The organism is Pseudomonas sp. 313, assembly GCF_000316965.1.
Taxonomy (GTDB): domain Bacteria; phylum Pseudomonadota; class Gammaproteobacteria; order Pseudomonadales; family Pseudomonadaceae; genus Chryseomonas; species Chryseomonas benzopyrenica.
In genome coordinates this window covers 188,354-207,913 of the sequence record NZ_ANBZ01000082.1, presented here as the reverse complement: position 1 = coordinate 207,913, position 19,560 = coordinate 188,354, and the positions used below count along the sequence as shown (strand labels likewise).

At 67.6% G+C, this 19,560-nt stretch carries 19 protein-coding genes; 8 read left to right on the top strand and 11 right to left on the bottom strand.

Features of this window, described 5'->3' with window-relative positions:
• Positions 1-6 precede the first annotated feature (6 nt).
• Together secF and C722_RS0121720 are read left to right on the top strand one after the other, a co-directional pair.
• Positions 7-912 carry a protein translocase subunit SecF gene (gene secF, locus C722_RS0121725; protein WP_017642542.1) on the top strand — a complete coding sequence of 302 codons (906 nt, stop codon included), beginning with the start codon at positions 7-9 and terminating at the stop codon, positions 910-912.
• Positions 913-971: 59 nt separating this feature from the next.
• On the top strand, positions 972-1,499 hold the full coding sequence (locus C722_RS0121720; RefSeq protein ID WP_017642541.1) for a glycine zipper 2TM domain-containing protein: 528 nt from the start codon (positions 972-974) through the stop codon (positions 1,497-1,499).
• A 153-nt stretch (positions 1,500-1,652) separates the two neighbouring features.
• On the opposite strand, the gene C722_RS0121715 is transcribed toward C722_RS0121720, so the two are convergent.
• The 7 genes from C722_RS0121715 to C722_RS0121685 form a co-directional block, all read right to left on the bottom strand.
• The gene (locus C722_RS0121715; protein WP_017642540.1) at positions 1,653-2,693 is read right to left on the bottom strand and encodes an acyltransferase; all 1,041 of its coding nucleotides are present in this window, start codon (positions 2,691-2,693) and stop codon (positions 1,653-1,655) included.
• 286 nt (positions 2,694-2,979) lie between these two features.
• Positions 2,980-3,525: a hypothetical protein gene (locus C722_RS0121710; protein ID WP_026084019.1), complete on the bottom strand. Its 546-nt coding sequence runs from the start codon at positions 3,523-3,525 to the stop codon at positions 2,980-2,982.
• A 120-nt stretch (positions 3,526-3,645) separates the two neighbouring features.
• Complete coding sequence (locus C722_RS26485) at positions 3,646-3,783, bottom strand: hypothetical protein (protein ID WP_007159685.1); 138 nt, start codon at positions 3,781-3,783, stop codon at positions 3,646-3,648.
• A 64-nt stretch (positions 3,784-3,847) separates the two neighbouring features.
• The gene (locus C722_RS0121700) at positions 3,848-5,200 is read right to left on the bottom strand and encodes an MATE family efflux transporter (RefSeq protein WP_017642538.1); all 1,353 of its coding nucleotides are present in this window, start codon (positions 5,198-5,200) and stop codon (positions 3,848-3,850) included.
• A 79-nt stretch (positions 5,201-5,279) separates the two neighbouring features.
• Positions 5,280-5,918, bottom strand: coding sequence for a pyroglutamyl-peptidase I (gene pcp, locus C722_RS0121695; protein ID WP_017642537.1), 639 nt, complete (start codon positions 5,916-5,918; stop codon positions 5,280-5,282).
• A gap of 8 nt (positions 5,919-5,926) precedes the next feature.
• Positions 5,927-6,877, bottom strand: coding sequence for a DUF979 domain-containing protein (locus C722_RS0121690; RefSeq protein WP_017642536.1), 951 nt, complete (start codon positions 6,875-6,877; stop codon positions 5,927-5,929).
• Complete coding sequence (locus tag C722_RS0121685) at positions 6,874-7,581, bottom strand: DUF969 domain-containing protein (protein WP_017642535.1); 708 nt, start codon at positions 7,579-7,581, stop codon at positions 6,874-6,876. Before C722_RS0121685 ends, C722_RS0121690 begins: the two co-directional genes overlap by 4 nt.
• A 272-nt stretch (positions 7,582-7,853) precedes the next feature.
• Here C722_RS0121685 and C722_RS0121680 point away from each other — a divergent pair, with 272 nt between their 5' ends.
• The 6 genes from C722_RS0121680 to bfr all read left to right on the top strand — a co-directional run bounded on the left by C722_RS0121680 (position 7,854) and on the right by bfr (position 12,887).
• Positions 7,854-8,774, top strand: coding sequence for a LysR family transcriptional regulator (locus C722_RS0121680; protein ID WP_017642534.1), 921 nt, complete (start codon positions 7,854-7,856; stop codon positions 8,772-8,774).
• 105 nt (positions 8,775-8,879) lie between these two features.
• Entirely contained in the window at positions 8,880-9,626 is a 747-nt protein-coding gene (locus tag C722_RS0121675; RefSeq protein WP_017642533.1) for a 5-oxoprolinase subunit PxpA, read from the top strand.
• Positions 9,623-10,300: a 5-oxoprolinase subunit PxpB gene (gene pxpB, locus C722_RS0121670; RefSeq protein WP_017642532.1), complete on the top strand. Its 678-nt coding sequence runs from the start codon at positions 9,623-9,625 to the stop codon at positions 10,298-10,300. The genes C722_RS0121675 and pxpB overlap by 4 nt, the downstream gene beginning before the upstream one ends.
• Positions 10,297-11,229 carry a biotin-dependent carboxyltransferase family protein gene (locus tag C722_RS0121665; RefSeq protein ID WP_017642531.1) on the top strand — a complete coding sequence of 311 codons (933 nt, stop codon included), beginning with the start codon at positions 10,297-10,299 and terminating at the stop codon, positions 11,227-11,229. Before pxpB ends, C722_RS0121665 begins: the two co-directional genes overlap by 4 nt.
• 149 nt (positions 11,230-11,378) lie before the next feature.
• Positions 11,379-12,269 carry a PA4780 family RIO1-like protein kinase gene (locus C722_RS0121660; RefSeq protein ID WP_017642530.1) on the top strand — a complete coding sequence of 297 codons (891 nt, stop codon included), beginning with the start codon at positions 11,379-11,381 and terminating at the stop codon, positions 12,267-12,269.
• A gap of 120 nt (positions 12,270-12,389) precedes the next feature.
• The gene (bfr, locus tag C722_RS0121655; RefSeq protein WP_007159675.1) at positions 12,390-12,887 is read left to right on the top strand and encodes a bacterioferritin; all 498 of its coding nucleotides are present in this window, start codon (positions 12,390-12,392) and stop codon (positions 12,885-12,887) included.
• A 30-nt stretch (positions 12,888-12,917) separates the two neighbouring features.
• On the opposite strand, the gene C722_RS0121650 is transcribed toward bfr, so the two are convergent.
• The 4 genes from C722_RS0121650 to C722_RS0121635 all read right to left on the bottom strand — a co-directional run bounded on the left by C722_RS0121650 (position 12,918) and on the right by C722_RS0121635 (position 19,548).
• The gene (locus tag C722_RS0121650) at positions 12,918-15,485 is read right to left on the bottom strand and encodes an ATP-binding protein (protein ID WP_017642529.1); all 2,568 of its coding nucleotides are present in this window, start codon (positions 15,483-15,485) and stop codon (positions 12,918-12,920) included.
• A gap of 100 nt (positions 15,486-15,585) precedes the next feature.
• Positions 15,586-16,914, bottom strand: a complete 1,329-nt coding sequence (locus C722_RS0121645; protein WP_017642528.1) for a bifunctional DedA family/phosphatase PAP2 family protein — start codon at positions 16,912-16,914, stop codon at positions 15,586-15,588.
• A gap of 62 nt (positions 16,915-16,976) precedes the next feature.
• Positions 16,977-18,122 carry a hypothetical protein gene (locus tag C722_RS0121640; protein ID WP_017642527.1) on the bottom strand — a complete coding sequence of 382 codons (1,146 nt, stop codon included), beginning with the start codon at positions 18,120-18,122 and terminating at the stop codon, positions 16,977-16,979.
• Between the two features lie 10 nt (positions 18,123-18,132).
• Positions 18,133-19,548, bottom strand: a complete 1,416-nt coding sequence (locus C722_RS0121635) for an MBOAT family protein (RefSeq protein WP_017642526.1) — start codon at positions 19,546-19,548, stop codon at positions 18,133-18,135.
• Positions 19,549-19,560: the final 12 nt, after the last annotated feature.

Here is a 19,560-nt window from a genome sequence, read left to right as displayed (position 1 = left end):
GCGGCCATGAAAAAGACCATCAACTTCATGGGCGTACGCAATATCGCGTTCGCCATCACCGCGCTCCTGACCGTACTGGCGCTGTTCAGCTGGTTCTATAAGGGGCTGAACTTCGGCCTGGACTTCACCGGCGGCACCCTGATCGAGCTGCGCTACGAGCAGCCGGCCGACCTCGGCAAGATCCGTCAGGAATTGCAGGGCGCCGGCTTCGAAGACGCCGTGGTGCAGAGCTTCGGCGCCACCACCGACGTGCTGGTACGGATGCCCGGTGACGATCCCCAACTGGGCCAGAAGGTGACCGGCGCGCTGCAGCAGGCGAGCACCGAGAACTTCTCCCTGACCCGTACCGAGTTCGTCGGCCCGCAGGTGGGCGAGGAGCTGCGTGACCAGGGCGGCCTGGGCATGTTGCTGGCCCTGGGCAGCGTGCTGGTCTACGTGGCCTTCCGCTTCCAGTGGAAGTTCGCCGTGGGCGCCATCCTGTCGCTGGTGCACGACGTGGTGGTGACTCTGGGGCTGCTGTCGTTCTTCCAGATCACCTTCGACCTGACGGTGCTGGCGGCGGTCCTGGCGATCATCGGTTACTCGCTCAACGACACCATCGTGGTGTTCGACCGGGTGCGGGAGAACTTCCGGGTGCTGCGCAAGGCCGACCTGATCGAGAACATCAACGTCTCGACCACCCAGACCCTGCTACGGACCCTGGCGACCTCGATCTCGACCCTGCTCGCCGTGGGAGCCCTGCTGATCTTTGGTGGCGACAACCTGTTCGGCTTCTCGCTGGCGCTGTTCATCGGCGTGATGGCCGGTACCTACTCGTCGATCTATATCGCCAACGTTGTGCTGATCTGGCTGGATCTGAAGAGCGAGGACCTGATTCCGCCGCAGGCCAAGGAACTCGACGAGCGTCCCTGATGTCCCAGGCATGGCAAAGGGCCAGGTGCCCGCTATGACAGAGTAGTCAGGAGGTTGTAGTGAACAAGTCGATGCTCGTAGGTACGGTTCTGGGAGCCATCGTCGCCACCGCAGGTGGCGCCGTGGCGTACAGTTTCGTCGACCGCGGGCCTCAGTACGCCGAGGTCGTCGCCGTCCAGCCGGTCAAGGAAACGGTCAAGACCCCGCGCGAGGTCTGCAAGGAGGTCGCGGTGACTCATCGGCGACCTGTTCAGGACCAACACCAGATCGCCGGGACCGCCGTAGGCGCGGTCGTCGGCGGTCTGCTGGGCAACCAGGTCGGCAACGGCAGCGGCAAGACCCTGGCGACCATCGCCGGTGCCGTGGGCGGTGGTTACGCCGGCAACAAGGGTCAGGAATACATGCAGAACCGCGACACCTACACCACCACCCAGACCCGTTGCAACACGGTTACCGACAGCAAGGACCAGGTGGTCGGCTATGACGTCAAGTACTTGCTGGATGGCAAGATCGGCCAGGTCCGCATGGACCACGAGCCGGGCAAGCAACTGGAAGTGAAGAACGGTCAGGTGCTGGCCAGCCAGTGATCCGCCTTGACCGCTGAAGCCCTAGGGCTTCAGCCCATGAAAAAACCCGCTACCAGTTACCTGGTAGCGGGTTTTTTCATGGGGGTTTCGTGCTGATCGAAACGCTCTTCCACGCTAGCCAGAGGCGCAGGGCGCCCTGGCCGGAGCCGTCACTCAGACGGCCGGGCGGGGGGTTTCAGCTTTGGGCCGAAGCCACCGCCGGGCGGAGATCCACGCCGGCGCCTCGAACAGACCGTTGATGCCACGGGCTTCCAGCAGCTTGGCGATGGCCACGGGCACCAGGATGCCGAAGGCGCAACCGGCGACGATGTGCAGCAGGCCGTCGTTGATGTGCAGGCCCTTGCTCAGGACGATGCGCGCACCGCTGCCACTCAGCACGTGCATCACATAGATGGGCATGGACAGTGCCCCCAGGGTCAGTACCCACTGCAGCGGCCGTTGCGCCAGCACCATGCAGGTGGCGCTGACGAAGACGATGCCGTTCAGCGCCAGGACCAGGGTGGCCAGGCCACGATCGGTATAGACCAGGCCCAGTAGGCCGTGGAACCAGTACTCCAGCACCACGAACAGCAGACCCGAGCCCAGCATCACCCGGCCGGCCTGTTCCTCGATGGCCTGCTTGAAGTTGTTGAACCAGACGCCGAAGGCGAAGAACACGAAGTTCTGCGCGGTGAAGGTGAAGAAGAAGTCTTCCGGGCCGGCGTTCTGGAACAGATAGACCAGGGCGCCAAAGGCGAACACGGCAAAGAAGGCCAGCGGCTTGGCCCAGCGATAGGCGAGCATGGCCAGGCAGAACACCAGGAACAGGGCATAGAGGAACCAGAACTGCTGGCGTGGCTCCCAGACCGTCAGGACTTCGCTGAAGCTGACGCCGCCATTGGTGTAGCGCGACATCAGCGCCTCCACCGAGCCCTGCAACAGTGACCAGACCAGGAAGGGATAGACGATGGTGTCGATCTTGTTCACCAACAGGCCGCCGGTGCCGCGCTTGACGAAGGAGCTGTAGAAGAACAGGCCGGAAAGAAAGAAGAACAGCGGCATGTGGAAGCTGTAGATGACGCTGTCCACCAGGCCGTGGAATTCGGCGTCCTGCAGGATGCCGGCGTTGAGCAGGCCGCGGACGACATGGCCATAGACGACCAGCACGATGCCAATGGCTTTCGCATAGTCGACCCAGAGATTGCGAGTGTTCATTGAATGATCCTTTTCAAAGGAGAACCTGTGCCGCTGAAGCCAAGCGCTGGGGGCAAACGAAAGCAGGAACGCTGCGGCGCCAGAGCGCGCATCGCGACAGGTTCGGTCATGGTAGGACTCCCGAAGGAACGACGTCCGTAAGTAGCCGGTTACAGGAAGGGGCTCCTTGCCCGCGTTCTGACCATGGCTATCTGCCATTGTTCATGGCTTGTTTCCGGCCAGGCGTGAACGGGGCGACACTTTGGCCGCCTGGGGGACAACTGTCCGACGAGCTGTAACCGGATGTTTAAAGCGAGTCTTTGACGAACTGCAACTGCCGCTCCTTGAGCAGGGGTTCGTAACGTGGCGAGGTGTAGATCAGCAGGACCTGTTTCCGACGTGCCGCCTGGGCGCTGAACTTGTAGACCACGGTGTCGTGATCGAAGGCCAGATAGGCCTGGGCGTCGTCATCCTGGTTCAGGCGTTCGAAGGCGGCGGCCGATGACTGGGAGGAGGGCTTGCCATACTTCTGGGTGAGGCCTTCGGCGATCAGAAAGGACTGGGCCAGGGGCGTGACGATGGACAGCCGCAGGAAGCGACCATCGATGAAGAAGGCACCGGCCTCGACCTTTTCACCGGCGAAGGCGAGGTCGTTGCATTCGAAATACTCGACGCCGACCACGTCGATCTTGCGCGGCTGGAAGGTGCAGAGCTTTTTCGCCAGAAAGGCCTTCAGCTCGGTGCCGAAGGCGATGCCCGCATAGCCATCCACGGCCTGGGCCGGCGCCGGGAACAGCACCAGCAGCGCCAATAAGGGCGCAAGGAAAGGCGACAGGTAGGACCTGACGGTCATGGTGATCTGGATTCCCTTCACGAAGGCCTTGGGGCCCACTCAACCCGACGGATGCTAGAAGCTCCGCCGGGGCTTTGCCACCGCCGTCGACGGCTTTTGTCGAGGGGTTCAGGGTTGGCGTCAGGCGATGCCGGGCGGAATCTGATCCTTGCCGTAATCCTTGAGCTTCTCCAGGTTTTCCGGCTTCTGGTGCTCGGGGACGTCGTCGCCGTCGGCGGGGGTGTCCAGGGGTTCCTGATCGCGGGTGTCTTCGCTCATGGCAGCGCTCTCGGCAGGGGATGTTCGACTTTGAGGGGAGCGCCGAGCCGGCGGTTCCGCAGGATCAGGCGCTGGCGTGGTCGTCGAGCCAGCCTTCGCGCCGGGCCAGGCGCCAGGCGAGCAGGGCGGAGATCAGGCCGCGCAACGCCATGAAGGTCAGAAAGGCCAGCCACAGGCCGTGATTGCCGAGGCCGCGCAGCAACCCACCGAGGGGCAGTGCCAGCAGCAGGGCGAGGAGCATCGAGTTGCGCATCTCGCGGGCGCGGGTGGCGCCGATGAAGAGGCCGTCCAGCAGGTAGCTGACCATGGCGATCAAGGGCAGCACCGTAAGATAGGGCAGGTAGGCATGGGCCTCCTGGCGCACCGCGGCGATGTCGCTCTGCAGGGCGACGAACAGATCGCCGCCCAGGGCGAAGGCGACGGCGAACACCAGGCTGGCCAGCAACGACCAGCCGCCGGCGATTACCAGCACCCGGCGCAGGGTGGCGCCCTCGCGAGCGCCGAGGGCATGACCGGCCAGGGCCTCCACCGCATGGGCGAGGCCGTCGAGGGCGAAGGCGGTGACCAGCAGGCCATTGAGCAGCAGGGCGTTGACCGCCACCGTGGTCTCGCCCAGCTGGGCGCCCTGGGCGGCGAACAGCAGGAACACCGCCTGCAGCGCCAGGGAGCGGATGAAGATGTCGCGATTGACCGCCAGCAGCGGGCGCCAGCTGGAGAGCTGGCGCAGCGCCTGGCGATCGATCCGGCCGGGCCACAGCCGCAGGCGGCGCAGCACCAGCCCGAGGCCGAGCAGCATGCCGCTCCATTCCGCCAGGACCGAGGCCAGGGCGATGCCCTGCACCCCGGCGCCGAGGCCGAGCACGAAAGCGGTCACCAGCAGCAGGTTCAGGGCATTGGTGGTGAGCAGCAGCACCAGCGGCGTGCGTGCATCCTGGGTGCCGAGCAGCCAGCCGATCAGCGCGTAGCTAAGCAGCGCCGCAGGCAGGCCGAGCAGGCGCAGGTGCAGGAAGCGCGCGGCCAGCTCGGCGAAGGCGGGATCCAGGCCGAGCCAGGCGAGCAGCGGCTCCAGCGCCAGGCTGGCCATCAGCAGCAGGACCAGCGACAACCCGAGGCCCAGCAGACCGGCTTGCAAGAGGATCTGGCGCAGGGCGGCGCCATCACGGCGCCCGCTGGCCTGGGCGGCGAAACCGGTGGTGCCCATGCGCAGGAAGGCGAGGATGCCGAGCAGGGCGGTGTAGAAGGCGCCGCCCATGGCCACCGCGGCGAGCTGGCGGGCTTGCGGCAGGTGACCGGCGATGGCGCTGTCGACCAGGGTCACCAGCGGCACGCTGAGATTGGACAGGATCATGGGCGCGGCCAGCGCCCAGACGCGGCGGTGCAGCAGGGGATGACGCCAGTCGGCAAGCAGGGTGGACATGGGCTAATCGCAGCGGCGGCGGAGGGGGCATTGTAGGCCAGCCAGCCCGGATGGTCCTCCGCCGCCGCACCTGCGGGTGTCAGTCCAGTTGGCCGCCGCCTTCGCGCAGGTCCGCCTGGGTGGTCGCCGCGCAGGTGAGCGCCAGGCGCAGGCCGGCGACCAGGGTCTCCAGGGCCATGGACGGCGCCCCGGGCTGGTTGGCGGCCTGGGCCGGCAGATAAGGAATATGGATGAAGCCGCCGCGTACCCCGGTGCCCTGCAGGCGATGCTGTAGGCCATAGAAGACGTGGTTGCAGACGAAGGTACCGGCGGTCTGGGACACCGCCGCGGGAAAGCCGGCGGCGCGCAAGGCATGGACCATGGCCTTGATCGGCAGGGTGCTGAAGTAGGCCGCCGGGCCGCCGGCCACCACCGGCTCGTCGATGGGCTGACGCCCGGCATTGTCGGGGATGCGGGCATCGTCGACGTTGATGGCGATGCGTTCCAGCGACAGCTCGGCCCGCCCGCCGGCCTGGCCGACCGCCACCACCAGGGTGGGGCGATGGCGGTCGAGCAACTCGTCCAGCACCCGGAGGGCGGCGCCGAATGCGGTCGGCAATTGCGCCGCGACCACGGGTAGATCGCCGAGGCGTTCGCCGTCGAGTCGGCGCACGGCCTCCCAGGAAGGGTTGAGCTCTTCGCCACCGAAGGGCGCGAAGCCGGTGAGCAGCAGGGTCATGGGATACCTCACATCAGCAGATAGAGCAGCACCACGTTGCAAGCCAGCACCGCCAGGGCGGTGGGGACCTGGGCCTTGATCACGGCGTTCTTGTCGTCCAGTTCCAGCAGGGCCGCCGGGACGATGTTGAAGTTGGCCGCCATGGGCGTCATCAGGGTGCCACAGTAGCCGGAGAACATGCCGATGGCAGCCATCACCGCCGGATCGGCATGATAGACACCCACCAGCACCGGCACGCCGATGCCGCCGGTCATCACCGGGAAGGCGGCGAAGCCGTTGCCCATGATGACGGTGAAGGCGGCCATGCCCACCACATAGACCACTACCGCCACCAGGCGCAGGTCGAGGGCCACGTAGGCGGTGGCCAGGTGCGCCACCGCCTTGCCGACGCCGGCATCGGTGAAGACCAGGCCGAGCATGGCCAGGGCCTGGGGCAACACCAGCGACCAGCCCAGGGCATCGGTCAGGCGGCGCGATTCGCGCATGGCCTGGATCGGGGTGTCCCGGGTCAGCCAGCAGGCCAGCGCCAGGGCCACCAGGGCGCCCAGGCCCAGGGAGACGAAGGTGACGTTCTTGGGATCGAGCAGCGGCAGGCCGGCGATCTGCACATCCTTGAGCAGCACGCTGCCGATCACCGTCACCACGGGAATCGCCAGGGCCGGAATGAACAGGCGATTGCCCAGGCGGCCGGCGCTGGCGCGGGTCTCGCGTTCAGGGCGAGTCACGTGGTGACCACTGCCCACTGCGCCGCAACCGGCCAGCACGGCCATCAGCAGCACTCCGGCGCCGACCCAGGCCGGCGGCAGGCGATCGCCGATCAGGAAGACCAGGCTGAACAGGCCCCAGAATAGGCCGCTGGTCCAGCGCTTGGGGTGGTGACGATCGGCCAGGGTCATGACCGCGGTCAGCGCCAGGATGGCGCCAGCCAGCCAGAACAGATACTGGATCGACAGGATCATGGTTGCACCTCCTTGCGCGCGGTCAGCTCGCGATAGAGCTGGCGATCGAAGCGGTGCAGGCGCAGGGCATGGATGAAGAAGGCGCAGAGGGCCGTGGGAATGCCCCAGAGAGCGATGTGCAGGGGTTCGACATCGAGGCCGGCGCCGAGCAGGAAGGTGTGCATCAGGGCGATGGCGCCAAAGGCGACGAAGATGTCCTCGCCAAAGAACAGCCCGACGTTGTCGGTGGCCGCGCAGAAGGCCAGCAACCGCTGGCGCAGCGCCTCGGGCAGGCGGCCATGGAGTTTTTCGGCGGTGCCTTCGGCCATGGGCGCCAGCAGCGGCCGGACCATCTGCGGATGGCCGCCGAGGCTGGTCAGCCCCAAGGCCGCGGTGGTCTCGCGGACGAACAGGTAGAAGATCAGCAGGCGGCCGACGGTGGCGTTGCGAAAGCGGGCGATCCAGTTCTGCGCATGCAGGCGCAGGCCGTGGCGCTCGAGCAGGCCGATCACCGCCAGCGGCAGCAGGATGATCAGCGGCAGGGCGCGCGCCTTGATGAAGCCGGTGCCGATGGCGGCGAGCAGTGCCTCGGGGCTGAACTGAGCGGCGATCCCGGTGGCCACGGCGGCCAGGGCGACCACCAGCAGCGGATTGAACCTCAGCACGAAGCCGACCACGATGACCAGCACGCCCAGCAGCGGCCAGAGGTTGACGGTGGTTTGCATGGGTGGATGTCTCCAGCGGGTCCACCGCGCTCCGGGCAGACGGTGCGGCGGACGGTAGGAAGCCGCAGGCGGCTTCGGCTGATCCAGGCCGTGCCCGTGGCACGGCTCGTTATTGTTGTCGGACGTCATTTGGCATGGCGCCGGCTGGCATCTTTTGCCGTCGGTGGAGCTGGCGTCCAGCAAATAAAACTGTTCGCCGCCGATAGGGAAAAGCGGGGCAGACAAGCCTGCTGGTGGGGGTAAAGTGACGGGATAGCCTTGTCGAGGTCCCCATGAATCTGCGCTTTCTCGATACCTTCGTCTGGGTCGCCCGCCTGGGCAGTTTCCGCCTGACGGCGGAAAAGCTCTCCACCACCCAGGCCGCCATCTCCAGCCGCATCGCCGTGCTGGAAAGCGAGCTGGGCGTGCAACTGTTCCTGCGCGACTCCCGCGGCGTGAGTCTGACCGCTGAGGGGCATCGGGTGCTGGGCTACGCCGAGCGGATGCTGGCCACCCAGCGTGAATTGCACGAGGCCCTGGGGCATGGCCAGACCCTGGAGGGTCGCCTGCGCATCGGCGTGATGGATACCGTGATCCACAGCTGGCTGGATCAGTTGATCGCCGCGGTCACCCAGAGCTATCCGGCCATCGAGCTGGAGTTGACCGCCGATACCGCGCTGAATCTGGCCGAGCAACTGGCGCGGGGACAGCTCGACCTGATCTTCCAGACCGATCTGCTGCGCGCCGAAGGCATTCGCAACCTGCACCTGGCCAGCTATCCGGTGCGCTGGCTAGTGGCGAGCGACAGTCACCTGGCGCGGCCTTACGCCAACCTGGCCGAGTTGGCCGGCGAGCGGCTGATCACCTTTTCCCGCCATTCGCGGCCGCACCAGGACATCCTCGGCCTCTTGCAGCGCGAGGGCATCGCCGAACCGCGGGTCTGCTGCATCAACTCGGTGGCGGCCATCATCAAGCTGATGGGCGAGGGCTTCGGCATCGGTGCCTTGCCGCCGGCCCTGGTGATCGAAGAATTGGCCCGCGGCAGCCTGATGCCCTTGCCGCTGGCCGGACCGCCGCCCTTCGATGTCCAGGCCAGCTGGCACGGCGGTGCCGGCCTGGCGCTGAGCGAGGCGGTGGTGGCCCTGAGCCAGACGGTGGTGGCCGACTGGTGTACGCGCCTGGGCCCGGAGCGTGCCTTGCCGGTGCTGGTCTAGCCCGGGTGTTTCAACGGTATCTTATCGCCAGCGCCCGGAATCTTTTGTTGGACAGCGGCGCCCCGGCTTTCCGACACTCGAGCTACTTCCTCAGAGGATCCTGTCATGCCCGCTCGCCTGCTGCTCAATTGCGATTCCGGTGAAAGCTACGGTGCCTGGTCCATGGGCGACGATGCCCATGCCATTCCCCTGGTCGACCAGGCCAATCTGGCCTGCGGCTTCCACGCCGCCGATCCCCTGACCATGCAGCGCGCCGTGACCCTGGCGGTGGCCAATGACGTGCAGATCGGCGCACATCCGGCCTATCCCGACCTGGTGGGTTTCGGTCGGCGGCCCATGGCCTGCACCCCGGCCGAAGTGGAGGCCATGATCCTTTACCAGATCGGCGCCCTGGACGCCTTCTGCCGCGCCGCAGGCGTGCGCGTCGAATACGTGAAGCCCCATGGCGCCCTCTACAACGCCCTGGTCAAGGAAGATGCCCTGCTGAGCGCGGCGCTCTCCGCCTGCGCCCGCTATCGCCAAGGACTGCCGCTGATGGTGCTGGCCAAGGCCGACAATGACCGCGAGCGCCGGCTGGCCGAAGCCGCCGGGGTGCCGTTGCTGCTGGAAGCCTTCGCCGATCGCGCCTATCTGGCCGACGGCTCCCTGGCCCCGCGTGGCCAGGTTGGCGCCGTTCACCATGACCCCGAGCGCATCCTCGCCCAGGCCGTCGCCATCGCCCGGGGCGAAGACTTTCCCGGCTTCGATGGCCAGCCCATGCGCCTGCAGGCCGACAGCCTCTGCGTGCATGGCGACAATGCCGAATCCCTGGCAGTGCTGCGCCGGCTGCGCGCGGCGCTGGACGCCCTATGATCGCCTGCAAGCCCTTTGGCGTTGCGGCGCTGCTGCTCGAACTGGCCGAGCACCCCGATGCCGAACTGCCTTCGCGCATCGCCCGCCTGGGCGAGCGGATTCGCCAGCGTTTCGGTGCGGCGGTGACCGATCTGGTAGCGGGCTGGACCAGTCTGCTGGTGCACTACGATCCCCTGCAGCTGACCTTGGCCGAGGTACAGGCCGGCCTCGAACCCTTGCTGGCCGACTGGCCGGGCGCTGCGCAGGCGGGCGAGGGCGGGCGCCTGCACGAGGTACCGACCCTCTATGCCGGCCCCGATCTGGCCGAGGTGGCCGAGCGCTGTGGCCTGAGCGCGGCCGAGGTCATCGCCCGGCACTGTGGTCGTGACTATCAGGTAGGCGCCATCGGCTTCATGCCCGGTTTCGCCTTTCTCGGCGAGCTGGATGAGTGCCTGGCGCTGCCGCGGCGCAGCACGCCGCGCACCAGCGTCCCCGCCGGCAGTCTGGCCATCGCCGAGCGCCAGACCGCGGTCTATCCCCAGGCCTCGCCAGGGGGCTGGAATCTCATCGGCCGCTGCCTGTGGACCGTCTTCGATGCCCGGGCCGAGCCGCCGTGCCTGCTGGCGCCTGGCGATCGCGTGCGCTTCGTACCGGTCGACGAAGCGGCCTTTCGTGCCCAGGGAGGTCAGCCATGAGCGGTCTGATGGTCAGCAAGCCCGGTCCCCTGACCCTGCTGCAGGATCTCGGCCGCCAGGGCTGGCAGCACCTGGGCGTGGCGCCCTCGGGCCCCATGGACGGCCATGCCGCACGCTGGGCCAATCGCCTGGTGGCTAACCCGATGACGGCGCCACTGCTGGAGATCGCCCTGGGCGGCGCCGAATTCGAGATCGAGACCGACACCTGGTTGGCCCTGACCGGCGCGCCGCTGGACGCCCGGCTGGATGGCGAGTCCCTGCCGGCCTGGTCGTGCTTTCCGGTAAAGGCCGGCGCGCGACTGCGGCTGGGCTTCGCCCAGGCTGGACAGCGCGCCTATCTGGCCGCGGCCGGTGGCGGCTTCCAGGCCTCGACGACCCTGGGCAGCGTGGCCAGCAACCGGCGCGAAGGCCTGGGCGGGCTGGAGGGCCAGGGCGCTGCCCTGACGGCCGGACAGCGGCTGGGCTGCGCGACTGTGACCGTGTTGCATGCCCACAGGTGCGGACCGGCGGCGCGTTTCGTCCCGGACTATCGCGAGGTGCCAACCCTGAGGGTGATCTTTGGCGGCGACGCCGAGGCCTTCGGTCCGGCGGCGCAGCAGGCGCTCTGCGACCAGCCCTGGCGCATCAGCCCGCAATCCGACCGCATGGGCATCCGCCTGGCCGGGGACGTGCCCCTGGGGCCACCACGCCGCCAGTGGTCGCTGGGGGTGGTGACCGGTGCCATCCAGGTGCCGCCCGACGGCCAGCCCATCGTGCTCATGGCCGATCGCCAGACCATGGGCGGCTATCCGCTGTTGGGCTTCATCCATCCCCTGGACCTGGCGCGCCTGGCCCAGTGCCCGGCCCATCACGAGGTGCGCTTCGCCCCGGTGGAACTGGCCGTGGCCCAGGCCGAGTGGCGGCGTTTCCTGGCCTTCTTCGGGGGTTGAACACGCAGTCGGTCTCGGCCGAGGAATCTTGTCCGCTTCGATGAGTCGCACGCTCAGGGGCGATGCCGACTTCCCTTTCTCGGCGTCTGGCTTGAAACTTGCCTCACACGTCCCCTGTGACGACCGACAAGAAGGAGCTGGAACCGGCGATGAAAACTCCCAAACGCATCGAGCCGCTGATCGAGGACGGCTTGGTCGATGAGGTGATACGGCCCCTGATGAGTGGCAAGGAGGCGGCGGTCTACGTGGTGCGCTGCGGCAGCCAGGTACGCTGCGCCAAGGTCTACAAGGAGGCCGACAAGCGCAGCTTCCGCCAGGCCGCCGAGTACCAGGAGGGGCGCAAGGTGCGTGGCAGCCGGGAAAATCGCGCCATGGCCAAGGGCTCCAAGTTCGGTCGTCGCGAGCGCGAGGACAACTGGCAGAACGCCGAGGTGACGGCGCTCTATCGCCTGGCCGACGCCGGGGTGCGGGTACCCAAGCCCCATGACTTCCTCGATGGCGTGCTGCTGATGGACCTGGTCACCGACGGCAATGGCGAGGCCGCGCCCCGTCTCAACGACGTGACCCTCACCGCCGAGGAAGCGCTGCGCTATCACGAGCTGATGATCGGCCAGATCGTGCGCATGCTCTGCGCCGGCCTGGTCCACGGCGACCTTTCCGAATTCAATGTGCTGCTGGCCGAGGACGGCCCGGTGATCATCGATCTGCCCCAGGCGGTGGACGCGGCTGGCAACAACCACGCCTTCCGCCTGCTGGCGCGGGACGTGGAGAACATGGCGCTGTACTTCGGTCGCTTCGCGCCGGAATTGCGTACGACGCGCTATGCGCCGGAGATGTGGGCGCTGTTCGAGAAGGGCGAGTTGTTCGCCAATACGCGGCTGACCGGTGAATTCGCCGAGCGTGAAGACCAGGCCGACGTCCATGCGGTGATGCGCGAGATCGAGGCGGCGCGGCGTGACGAGGAGCGCCGCCAGGCGGCACGGCGCGAACAGGATGAACCCAGCGTGCGCGAGGAGCCGCCGCCACCGTGGTTAAGCTGAGCGTGAAGCAGAACGATTAGCGCTGCGATGAGACGAACGGCCCCAGTGGTCGGGCGATGAACGGCGCCTCCCTGGCGCCGGCGCGCTAAACTGGGCACTGAACAGCACAGGACTCTTTTCATGCAAGGCCATCCGGACGTCATCAACTACCTCAACCAGCTGCTGCGTGGCGAGCTGGCGGCGCGCGACCAGTACTTCATCCATTCGCGGATGTACGAGGACTGGGGCCTGATGCGCCTGTACGAGCGGATTGGCCACGAGATGGAAGAGGAAACCCAGCACGCCGATGCCCTGCTGCGCCGCATCCTGTTCCTCGAAGGCACGCCGGACATGCGGCCCAACGCCATCACCGTGGGCCAGACCGTGCCGGAGATGCTGCGTGCGGACCTCGCGCTGGAGTACGAAGTGCGCGAAGCCCTGGCCCAGGGCGTGGCCCTGTGCAACCAGCACAAGGATTTCGTCACCCGCGAGATTCTGGTCGTGCAGCTGGAAGACACCGAGGAAGACCACGCCTACTGGCTGGAGCAGCAGCTGGGCCTGATCGACAAGATCGGCTTGCAGAACTACCTGCAATCCCAGATGAAGGGCGGCACCACGCCCCACGGCGCCGGCCTCTAAACTCGGCGGAGCGGCGCTGCCAAGCGTCGCTCAGGACGTGCGGGCGTCGCCCTCCGGCGCCCGTGGCAGATAGAGCGAGATGCAGGTGCCCGCGCCAGGTGTGGTGTCCACCTGGATCTGACCGCCCGACTGGTGCACGAAGCCGTGCACCATCGACAGTCCCAGGCCGGTGCCCTGGCCTGGCGGCTTGGTGGTGAAGAAGGGATCGAAGATCCGCTCCACTATCTCCGACGCGATGCCGGTCCCGGTATCGCTCACCTTGACCCTCACATAGTCGCCGGCGGGCAGGTCGTGCGGTCGCTCCGGCGCATCCTCGGGCAGATTGGCCGTGGACAACCGCAACTGGCCTCCCTGGGGCATGGCATCGCGGGCGTTGATCGCCAGATTGAGCAGGGCGCTTTCCAGCTGGACCGCATCGATCACCGTCGGCCAGAGCGGCTCCGCCGGCTCGGCCTGGACCTCGATCGCCGGACCGACGCTGCGACGGATCAGCTCCTCCATGGCCAGCATCAGCTCGTTGACATCGGTTGGCTTGGGTTCCAGCGTCTGCCGCCGGGAAAAGGCCAGCAACCGCTGGGTCAGGGAGGCCGCGCGCGCGGCATAGGCCTGGGCGCCACCGAGCAGCCGGTCGAGCTGGTCGGTACGGTTCTGCTGCAGGCGGCGCTCGATCAGCTCCAGGCTGCCGATGATGCCGGCCAGCAGATTGTTGAAGTCATGGGCGATGCCGCCAGTCAGTTGGCCGATGGCTTCCATCTTCTGCGCCTGGTGCAGGGCCTGCTGGGCCTGGGTCAACTCGGCGGTGCGCTCGATCACCCGCTGTTCGAGGGTCTCGTTGGCGGTCCGCACCGCCTGGAACAACTGGGCCTGTTCGATGGCAATGGCCGCACGGGCGGCCAGGGCGACCATCAGCCGTTCGTGGCGGGCGTTGAAGCGCCTCGGCTCGGGATGGCCGAAGCCCAGTCCGCCCAGCACCGCCCCGCTGCGGGCTACCACCGAGACAGCCAGATAGCTGCGCAGGGGCAGACGGCTGGCCGTTCTGCCGGGAGTCGCCAGGGCCTGGCCAAGCCGGGGATCGCTCGCCAGGTCGTCGCTCCGGACCACGCCCGCGCTGTCCAGGGTGGTGGCGAACAGCGCGGTGGCGCCGGACTCGCCGAACTGCTCGAAAACACCCCGCTCGACGCCGGACAGGGTGAAGCGCTGCAGGCGCCCGCCACGCGCTTCGGGCTGTTGATTGAAATAGGCGCCGAAGTCCGCACCGGTCAGCTCCACGCCGGCATCGGTCACGGTCTGCACCAGGTGCGCCAGATCCAGCTGGCTGGCCAGCTCCGTGTCGATGCGCTTGAGGGCTTCCAGGGTACGGGTTTCCTCGCGCAACTCGGCCTCGGCCTGCTTGCGGTCGCTGATGTCGACGAGGAATTCGAAGGCACTGCCGTCGGGCAGGCGCTTGGCCGCCACCAGGGCCCAGCCGGTCGAGCCGTCGCGTCGCCGGTAGCTGCGCTCGTCGGGCGGCAGCTGGTCGTCGGCGCATCGCAACGTCGGCGCGGGCCAGGCGATACGACCGGCCGCCAGATCGCCGTGGTCATGCCCGCTCATGCGCAGGAAGGCGTCGTTGGCGTCGATCAACCGGCCCTCGGCGTCGAAGCACAGCGCCCCCACCGTCTCGATTTCCAGGGCGGTGCGAAAGCGGCGCTCGCTGGCCTCCAGGGCGGCCCGAGCCAGATGGGCTTCGGTGACGTCCTGTCCCTGGCAGAAGATGCCGATCACCTGGCCGGTTTCGTCGGTCAGGGGTTCATAGATGAAATCCAGGTACAGGGTCCGGATCGGTTCACCCGCCGTTTCCAGGCGCATCGGCTGGTGTTCGGCGACGAAGCGGCGACCGCTGCGATAGACCTGTTCGAGCCACTCGAAGTAACCCTGATTCTGCAGCTCGGGAAAGACTTCGCGTACCGTGAGACCTTCGCGGGGCCGACCATCGAACAGTCGGCTGAAGGCGACGTTGACGAAGTCGAAGACGTGGTCCGGGCCGCGGACGATGGCGACGAAGCCCGGCGCCTGTTCGAACATCCGCCGCTGGCGCGCGGCATCGGCGGCGCGCCGGCGTTCGTCGAGGATGCGTTGGGTGGTCTCGTGCCCCTGGTTGAACAATCCGGCGACCTCGCCGCCTTCACCGCGGATCGGCGTGAAGCTGTAGTTCCAGTAGGTCTCGGTGACCACGCCCTGACGCACCATCGGCAGCAACTGGTCGAAGACGGAAAAGCCCTGGCCGGTGCTCAGGACCTGCTCGAATTGCGGCCCAACCACGGGCCAGATGTCCTGCCAGACCTCCTGCGCCGGACGGCCCAGGGCCCAGGGATGCCGCTCGGCGGGGATCGGCGCCCAGGCGTCGTTGTAGAGCAGCAGCAGGTCCGGCCCCCAGTAGATGGCGGTGGGAAAGCTGGAATTCAGGCAGATGCTGAGTGCGGAGCGCAGTGATTGCGGCCACTGCGACGGCGCGCCCAGAGGGGATTCCGACCAGTCGTGGGTACGCAACCGGGCACCCATTTCGCCGCCGCCGGCGAGAAAGTCCAATTCGTTCCAGTCGGCAATCTGCGCTGCCATCGATCACCTCTCCCCAGCCACTTCTGCCGTTCCAGGCGTTCAGACCACAATTGCACCGGAACTGCATGACCGCGACAGGTTTTTTTAGTTCGGGGTGGCGCTACAGGCGGGGCGCGTAGCGTTCGATGGCCTCCGGCAGGGCCCAGCCCGCGGCGAAAGCCAGGATCAGCAGGATCAGCGGCAACAGTACCCACCAAGTCCGGGTCGGAACGGGTTCCAGGCGATTGCCGCCGGTCTTTTGCAACAGCGCCAGGCTAAGGCCGCAGAAGCCCCCGGCGAGCAGGGCGCCGGCCAGGATGTCGGTCGGCCAGTGCACGCCCAGATAAACGCGACTGAGGGCGATGAGCGCGGCCGGCAGGGCCGCGATCACCAGCCAGGCGAGGCGCCCGCGTGGCCCGTAGCGGCGACCGACCAGGATGCCCAGGGTCAGGAAGAAGGCAAAGGAGGCCGAACTATGGCCGCTGGGCAGACTGTAGGTGGTGAGTGGCTCGGCCAGCACGTCGGGTCGGGCGCGGGCCAGCAGGTTCTTCAGCTGGCCATTGGCCAGGGCGGTGCCCAGGGTGGTGCCCAGGGCGAACAGCAGCGGCCGCCACTGGCGGAAGGCGGCCAGCACCAGAATCAGCACCGCGGCGAGGATCAGCTGGGTGCGGAAATCGCCCATGCGGGTAATGACCACGGCGACCAGGTTGAGCCAGCCTTCGCGATGCTCCTGGACCAGCGCCATCAGGCCCTCGTCGAAGGCGCGCAGGTGGTGCCAGCCGAATAGCAGGGCCAGCAGACCGACCAGGCAGAGCGCACCGCTGAGCAGGGTGGTGCCGGCCCGCTCGCGCCAGGCGCCGTGGGCGATGACGGTCGCCAGCAGCACAGTGCCGCCCGTCACGAGGCCCGCCTGATACCAGAAGCCCTCGGGCAGCGGCAGGCGCAAGGCCGCCCCGGCCACCCAGCCTGGGCCCAGAGCCGCGATCGACCAGCCAGTCGCGGCCACCAGACTGACGGCGGCGAACTTCACCACGGGCATGTCGAGCATGCCGGCGATCAGCGGCAACAGGGGCCGCAAGGGGCCGATGAAGCGGCCGACCAGCAGACTGGCAACGCCGTACTTGTGGATGAAGTCTTCCGCGCGGCTGATCCATTCGGGATGGGTACGCAGGCCCGGCAGGCGGCGAATGCGTTCGTGGAAATGGCGGCCGAGAAAATACGATACGGCATCGCCGAGGATGCCACCCAGGAAGCCGAGCAGCAGGGTGTCGAAGAGACTCATGGCGCCGTTGCCGGCGGCGATGGAAATGGCGAACAGCACCACCGTGCCGGGCACCACCAGACCGGCCAAGGCCAGGCATTCGAGAAAGGCTACGACGAAGATGGCAACGCCGAGCCACTCATTGTGATGGGTGATCCACTGGGTCAGGCCGGCGAACAGTTCCGTCATCGAAAGGCTTCCTGAGAGCTAAGGGCTGCGTCCTCAGACCCATGGGGAAAGCCTTGGTTGCCTCAAGGACGCGGATCGAGACGCAACGCCTCGGGGCGGGGAGATTGTAAATCGCGCTCGGGAATTTCCCAGACCAATAACTGTGGCGGGGTTTGTCGGAAGGCAGGGCTGTCGAAGTAGTCCCGCGCCGCGCCGGCGAAATGCCCGCCGTCCTTGGCGAAGCGCCCGACGCTGGCCCCCAGGGCCTGTTCCAGGAAGGGCAGAAAATTGGAATTGCGCGAGAAGGAGGTGCCGATCACCGCGACATTGGGCAGGTCGCCGTCGCCGAACAGATCATCGCTGGCGCCGGCCGCGGCGCGGCTGTCGACCTGGGTCAGCCGCAGGACCTCGGGCGCGGGTTGCAGGCGCGGCGGTAGCCAGTCCAGGCCGGCCAGGCGTACCAGGTCTCCGGGTCGCGGTGCCGGCGCCAGCAGCGTGCGAGCGAATGTCCGTGCCGGGCTGGCCTGGAAGGGCAGCGCCTGGATATGGGTGGCCAGGGCGCGGGCTGCGGCCTCGGCACCGGTCTCGTTCCAGTGGGTGTCGGTGCGCAGGAAGGCGGCGCTGCCCAGGGGCGCGAGTGCCGCGGTGAGGTCGAGCACCGGCACCTGGGCGGCGCTGAGCAGCCGCGTCCAGTCGGCGACGCGGCTGGCGAAGGCGGCCGGTCGGTGCAGGCTGCACAGCTGGTCGGCGGCGATGCGGCTCTTGTCCGGCACCACGGTGACCAGCAGCTGGATGTGCCGGGCAGCCAGTTGCTGACGCAGCTCGATCACCGTCTGGGCGCGGGCCCGAGCATTGGCGGCCGCCTGGCGCGGGACGTCGAGTTCTTCGGCGAGAAACAGCCAGCCAGGGCAGCCCTGACGTACCCGCGGACCGGTATCGCCCAGCAGCAGCCAGCTGGCGCCCCGTTCCAGGCGGGCAGCCGCTTCCGGCAGCGGCGCCTTGGCCAGCTCCTTGGCGATATGGTGGGTGAGCTCGCCTTCGAGCAGGGCGTGGCGATCCACCCGCTCCGGCCAGAGCGACAGGCGCTCGCTCAGCAGCGCCCAGGCGCAGGACGCCAGGCCAAGTGCCAGGAACAGCGCGAAGACGATTCCCGCCAGGGGCGCCAGGCGTGTGCTGGTGACACTGGGCGGCTGCGGGGCGGGCGAGGGCGGCAGGGCGGGAGCGCTCATGACGGCGGCCTCAGAACTGGAAGTAGAGGAAGGGCACGGCTTCGCGGCTGGCGATCAGCGCGAAGCAGAGCAGGAAGCCGGCTATCGGCCAAAAGGCACCGACACCGCGCAGCAGGGCGCTGCCAGGCAGACGCGCCTCGATGCGCGCCTGCCACAGCGGGGCGAGGACGCAGGCCACACCCAGGGCGGCAGCCAGGCCGTGCACGGGTCTCAGGGTCACGGCCAGGGCATCGCCCAGGGCGAAGCCGTGCAGGCCGAACTGACCGGCGTACATCGACAGCGCCGTGGCGAAGTCCGGCGCGCGGAACAGTGTCCAGGCCAGGGCCACGAACAGCAGGGTCAGGCCGTGGGCCAGGGGACGCGGCAGCGGGCGGCCACCGAGTTCGTCCCAGAGGCGATCCAGGCACAGCGCCAGGCCGTGCAGCATGCCCCAGAGCAGGTAGTTCCAGCTGTCGCCGCCGTGCCAGAGGCCGGCGATGGCCATGGTCAGGAAGAGATTGCGATAGGTGCGCCAGCGACCGCCGCGATTGCCGCCCAGGGAGATATAGAGGTAGTCGCGCAGCCAGCTGGACAGCGACAGGTGCCAGCGCCGCCAGAAGTCCTGGATGCTGCGGGCGAGATAGGGTCGGTTGAAGTTTTCCGGGAAGTGGAAACCCAGCATCAGGCCCAGGCCGATGGCCATGGCGCTGTAGCCGGCGAAGTCGAAGAACAGCTGCAGCGAATAGGCCAGGCAGCCGATCCAGGCGTCGACGAAGGACGGCTGATCGAGGTGGAAGGCCACATCCACCAGCGGCGACAGGGTGTCGGCCACCAGCACCTTCATGCATAGGCCGATCATGAAACGGCGCGCGCCGAGGGCGAAATTCTCACGAGTGAACCAGCGCTGGTTGAGTTCGCGCCGCACCCAGTCGTAGCGGATGATCGGCCCGGCAATGGAGTGGCCGAACATGGAGAGGTAGGTGGCGTAGTTGACGAAGCTGCGCTCCACCGGCACCACGTGGCGGTGGACATCCACCAGGTAGGAGATGGCCTGCAGCACGATAAAGGACAGCCCGGCCGGCAAGGCCACCTTCTGCCAGTCCAGCGGCAGGGCGCCGGCGCTCACCAGCACCTGACTCCAGGTGGCGGCGACGATGTTGGCGTACTTGTACCAGCAGAGCACCGCCAGGTTGAGCACGATCAGCCCGGCGAGCAGCCGCAGCCGGGTCCTTGAGCCTTCGCGCGCGCGATCCACCAGTAGCCCGCCGACCCAGGCCAGCAAGGCCAGGGCCATGTGCAGCAGCAGGAACAGCGGACTCAGCCAGCCATAGAACAGCCAGCTGCCCACCAGCAGCACCCCGTTGCGCCCGCCGGGCCGCGCCAGGGCGTAGACCAGCAGGAACAGCGGCAGGAAGAGGGTGAGGAATTCCAGCGAGGCGAAGACCATCGAGCGGCTGTC

Bases quoted from the DNA above. Each gene is read 5' to 3' on its own strand.
- secF (WP_017642542.1), top strand. From the start codon at position 7: ATGAAAAAGACCATCAACTTCATGGGCGTACGCAATATCGCGTTCGCC.
- C722_RS0121715 (WP_017642540.1), bottom strand. From the start codon at position 2,693: ATGAACACTCGCAATCTCTGGGTCGACTATGCGAAAGCCATTGGCATC.
- C722_RS0121710 (WP_026084019.1), bottom strand. From the start codon at position 3,525: ATGACCGTCAGGTCCTACCTGTCGCCTTTCCTTGCGCCCTTATTGGCG.
- C722_RS26485 (WP_007159685.1), bottom strand. From the start codon at position 3,783: ATGAGCGAAGACACCCGCGATCAGGAACCCCTGGACACCCCCGCCGAC.
- C722_RS0121700 (WP_017642538.1), bottom strand. From the start codon at position 5,200: ATGTCCACCCTGCTTGCCGACTGGCGTCATCCCCTGCTGCACCGCCGC.
- pcp (WP_017642537.1), bottom strand. From the start codon at position 5,918: ATGACCCTGCTGCTCACCGGCTTCGCGCCCTTCGGTGGCGAAGAGCTC.
- C722_RS0121690 (WP_017642536.1), bottom strand. From the start codon at position 6,877: ATGATCCTGTCGATCCAGTATCTGTTCTGGCTGGCTGGCGCCATCCTG.
- C722_RS0121685 (WP_017642535.1), bottom strand. From the start codon at position 7,581: ATGCAAACCACCGTCAACCTCTGGCCGCTGCTGGGCGTGCTGGTCATC.
- C722_RS0121680 (WP_017642534.1), top strand. From the start codon at position 7,854: ATGAATCTGCGCTTTCTCGATACCTTCGTCTGGGTCGCCCGCCTGGGC.
- C722_RS0121675 (WP_017642533.1), top strand. From the start codon at position 8,880: ATGCCCGCTCGCCTGCTGCTCAATTGCGATTCCGGTGAAAGCTACGGT.
- pxpB (WP_017642532.1), top strand. From the start codon at position 9,623: ATGATCGCCTGCAAGCCCTTTGGCGTTGCGGCGCTGCTGCTCGAACTG.
- C722_RS0121665 (WP_017642531.1), top strand. From the start codon at position 10,297: ATGAGCGGTCTGATGGTCAGCAAGCCCGGTCCCCTGACCCTGCTGCAG.
- C722_RS0121660 (WP_017642530.1), top strand. From the start codon at position 11,379: ATGAAAACTCCCAAACGCATCGAGCCGCTGATCGAGGACGGCTTGGTC.
- bfr (WP_007159675.1), top strand. From the start codon at position 12,390: ATGCAAGGCCATCCGGACGTCATCAACTACCTCAACCAGCTGCTGCGT.
- C722_RS0121650 (WP_017642529.1), bottom strand. From the start codon at position 15,485: ATGGCAGCGCAGATTGCCGACTGGAACGAATTGGACTTTCTCGCCGGC.
- C722_RS0121645 (WP_017642528.1), bottom strand. From the start codon at position 16,914: ATGACGGAACTGTTCGCCGGCCTGACCCAGTGGATCACCCATCACAAT.
- C722_RS0121640 (WP_017642527.1), bottom strand. From the start codon at position 18,122: ATGAGCGCTCCCGCCCTGCCGCCCTCGCCCGCCCCGCAGCCGCCCAGT.
- C722_RS0121635 (WP_017642526.1), bottom strand. From the start codon at position 19,548: ATGGTCTTCGCCTCGCTGGAATTCCTCACCCTCTTCCTGCCGCTGTTC.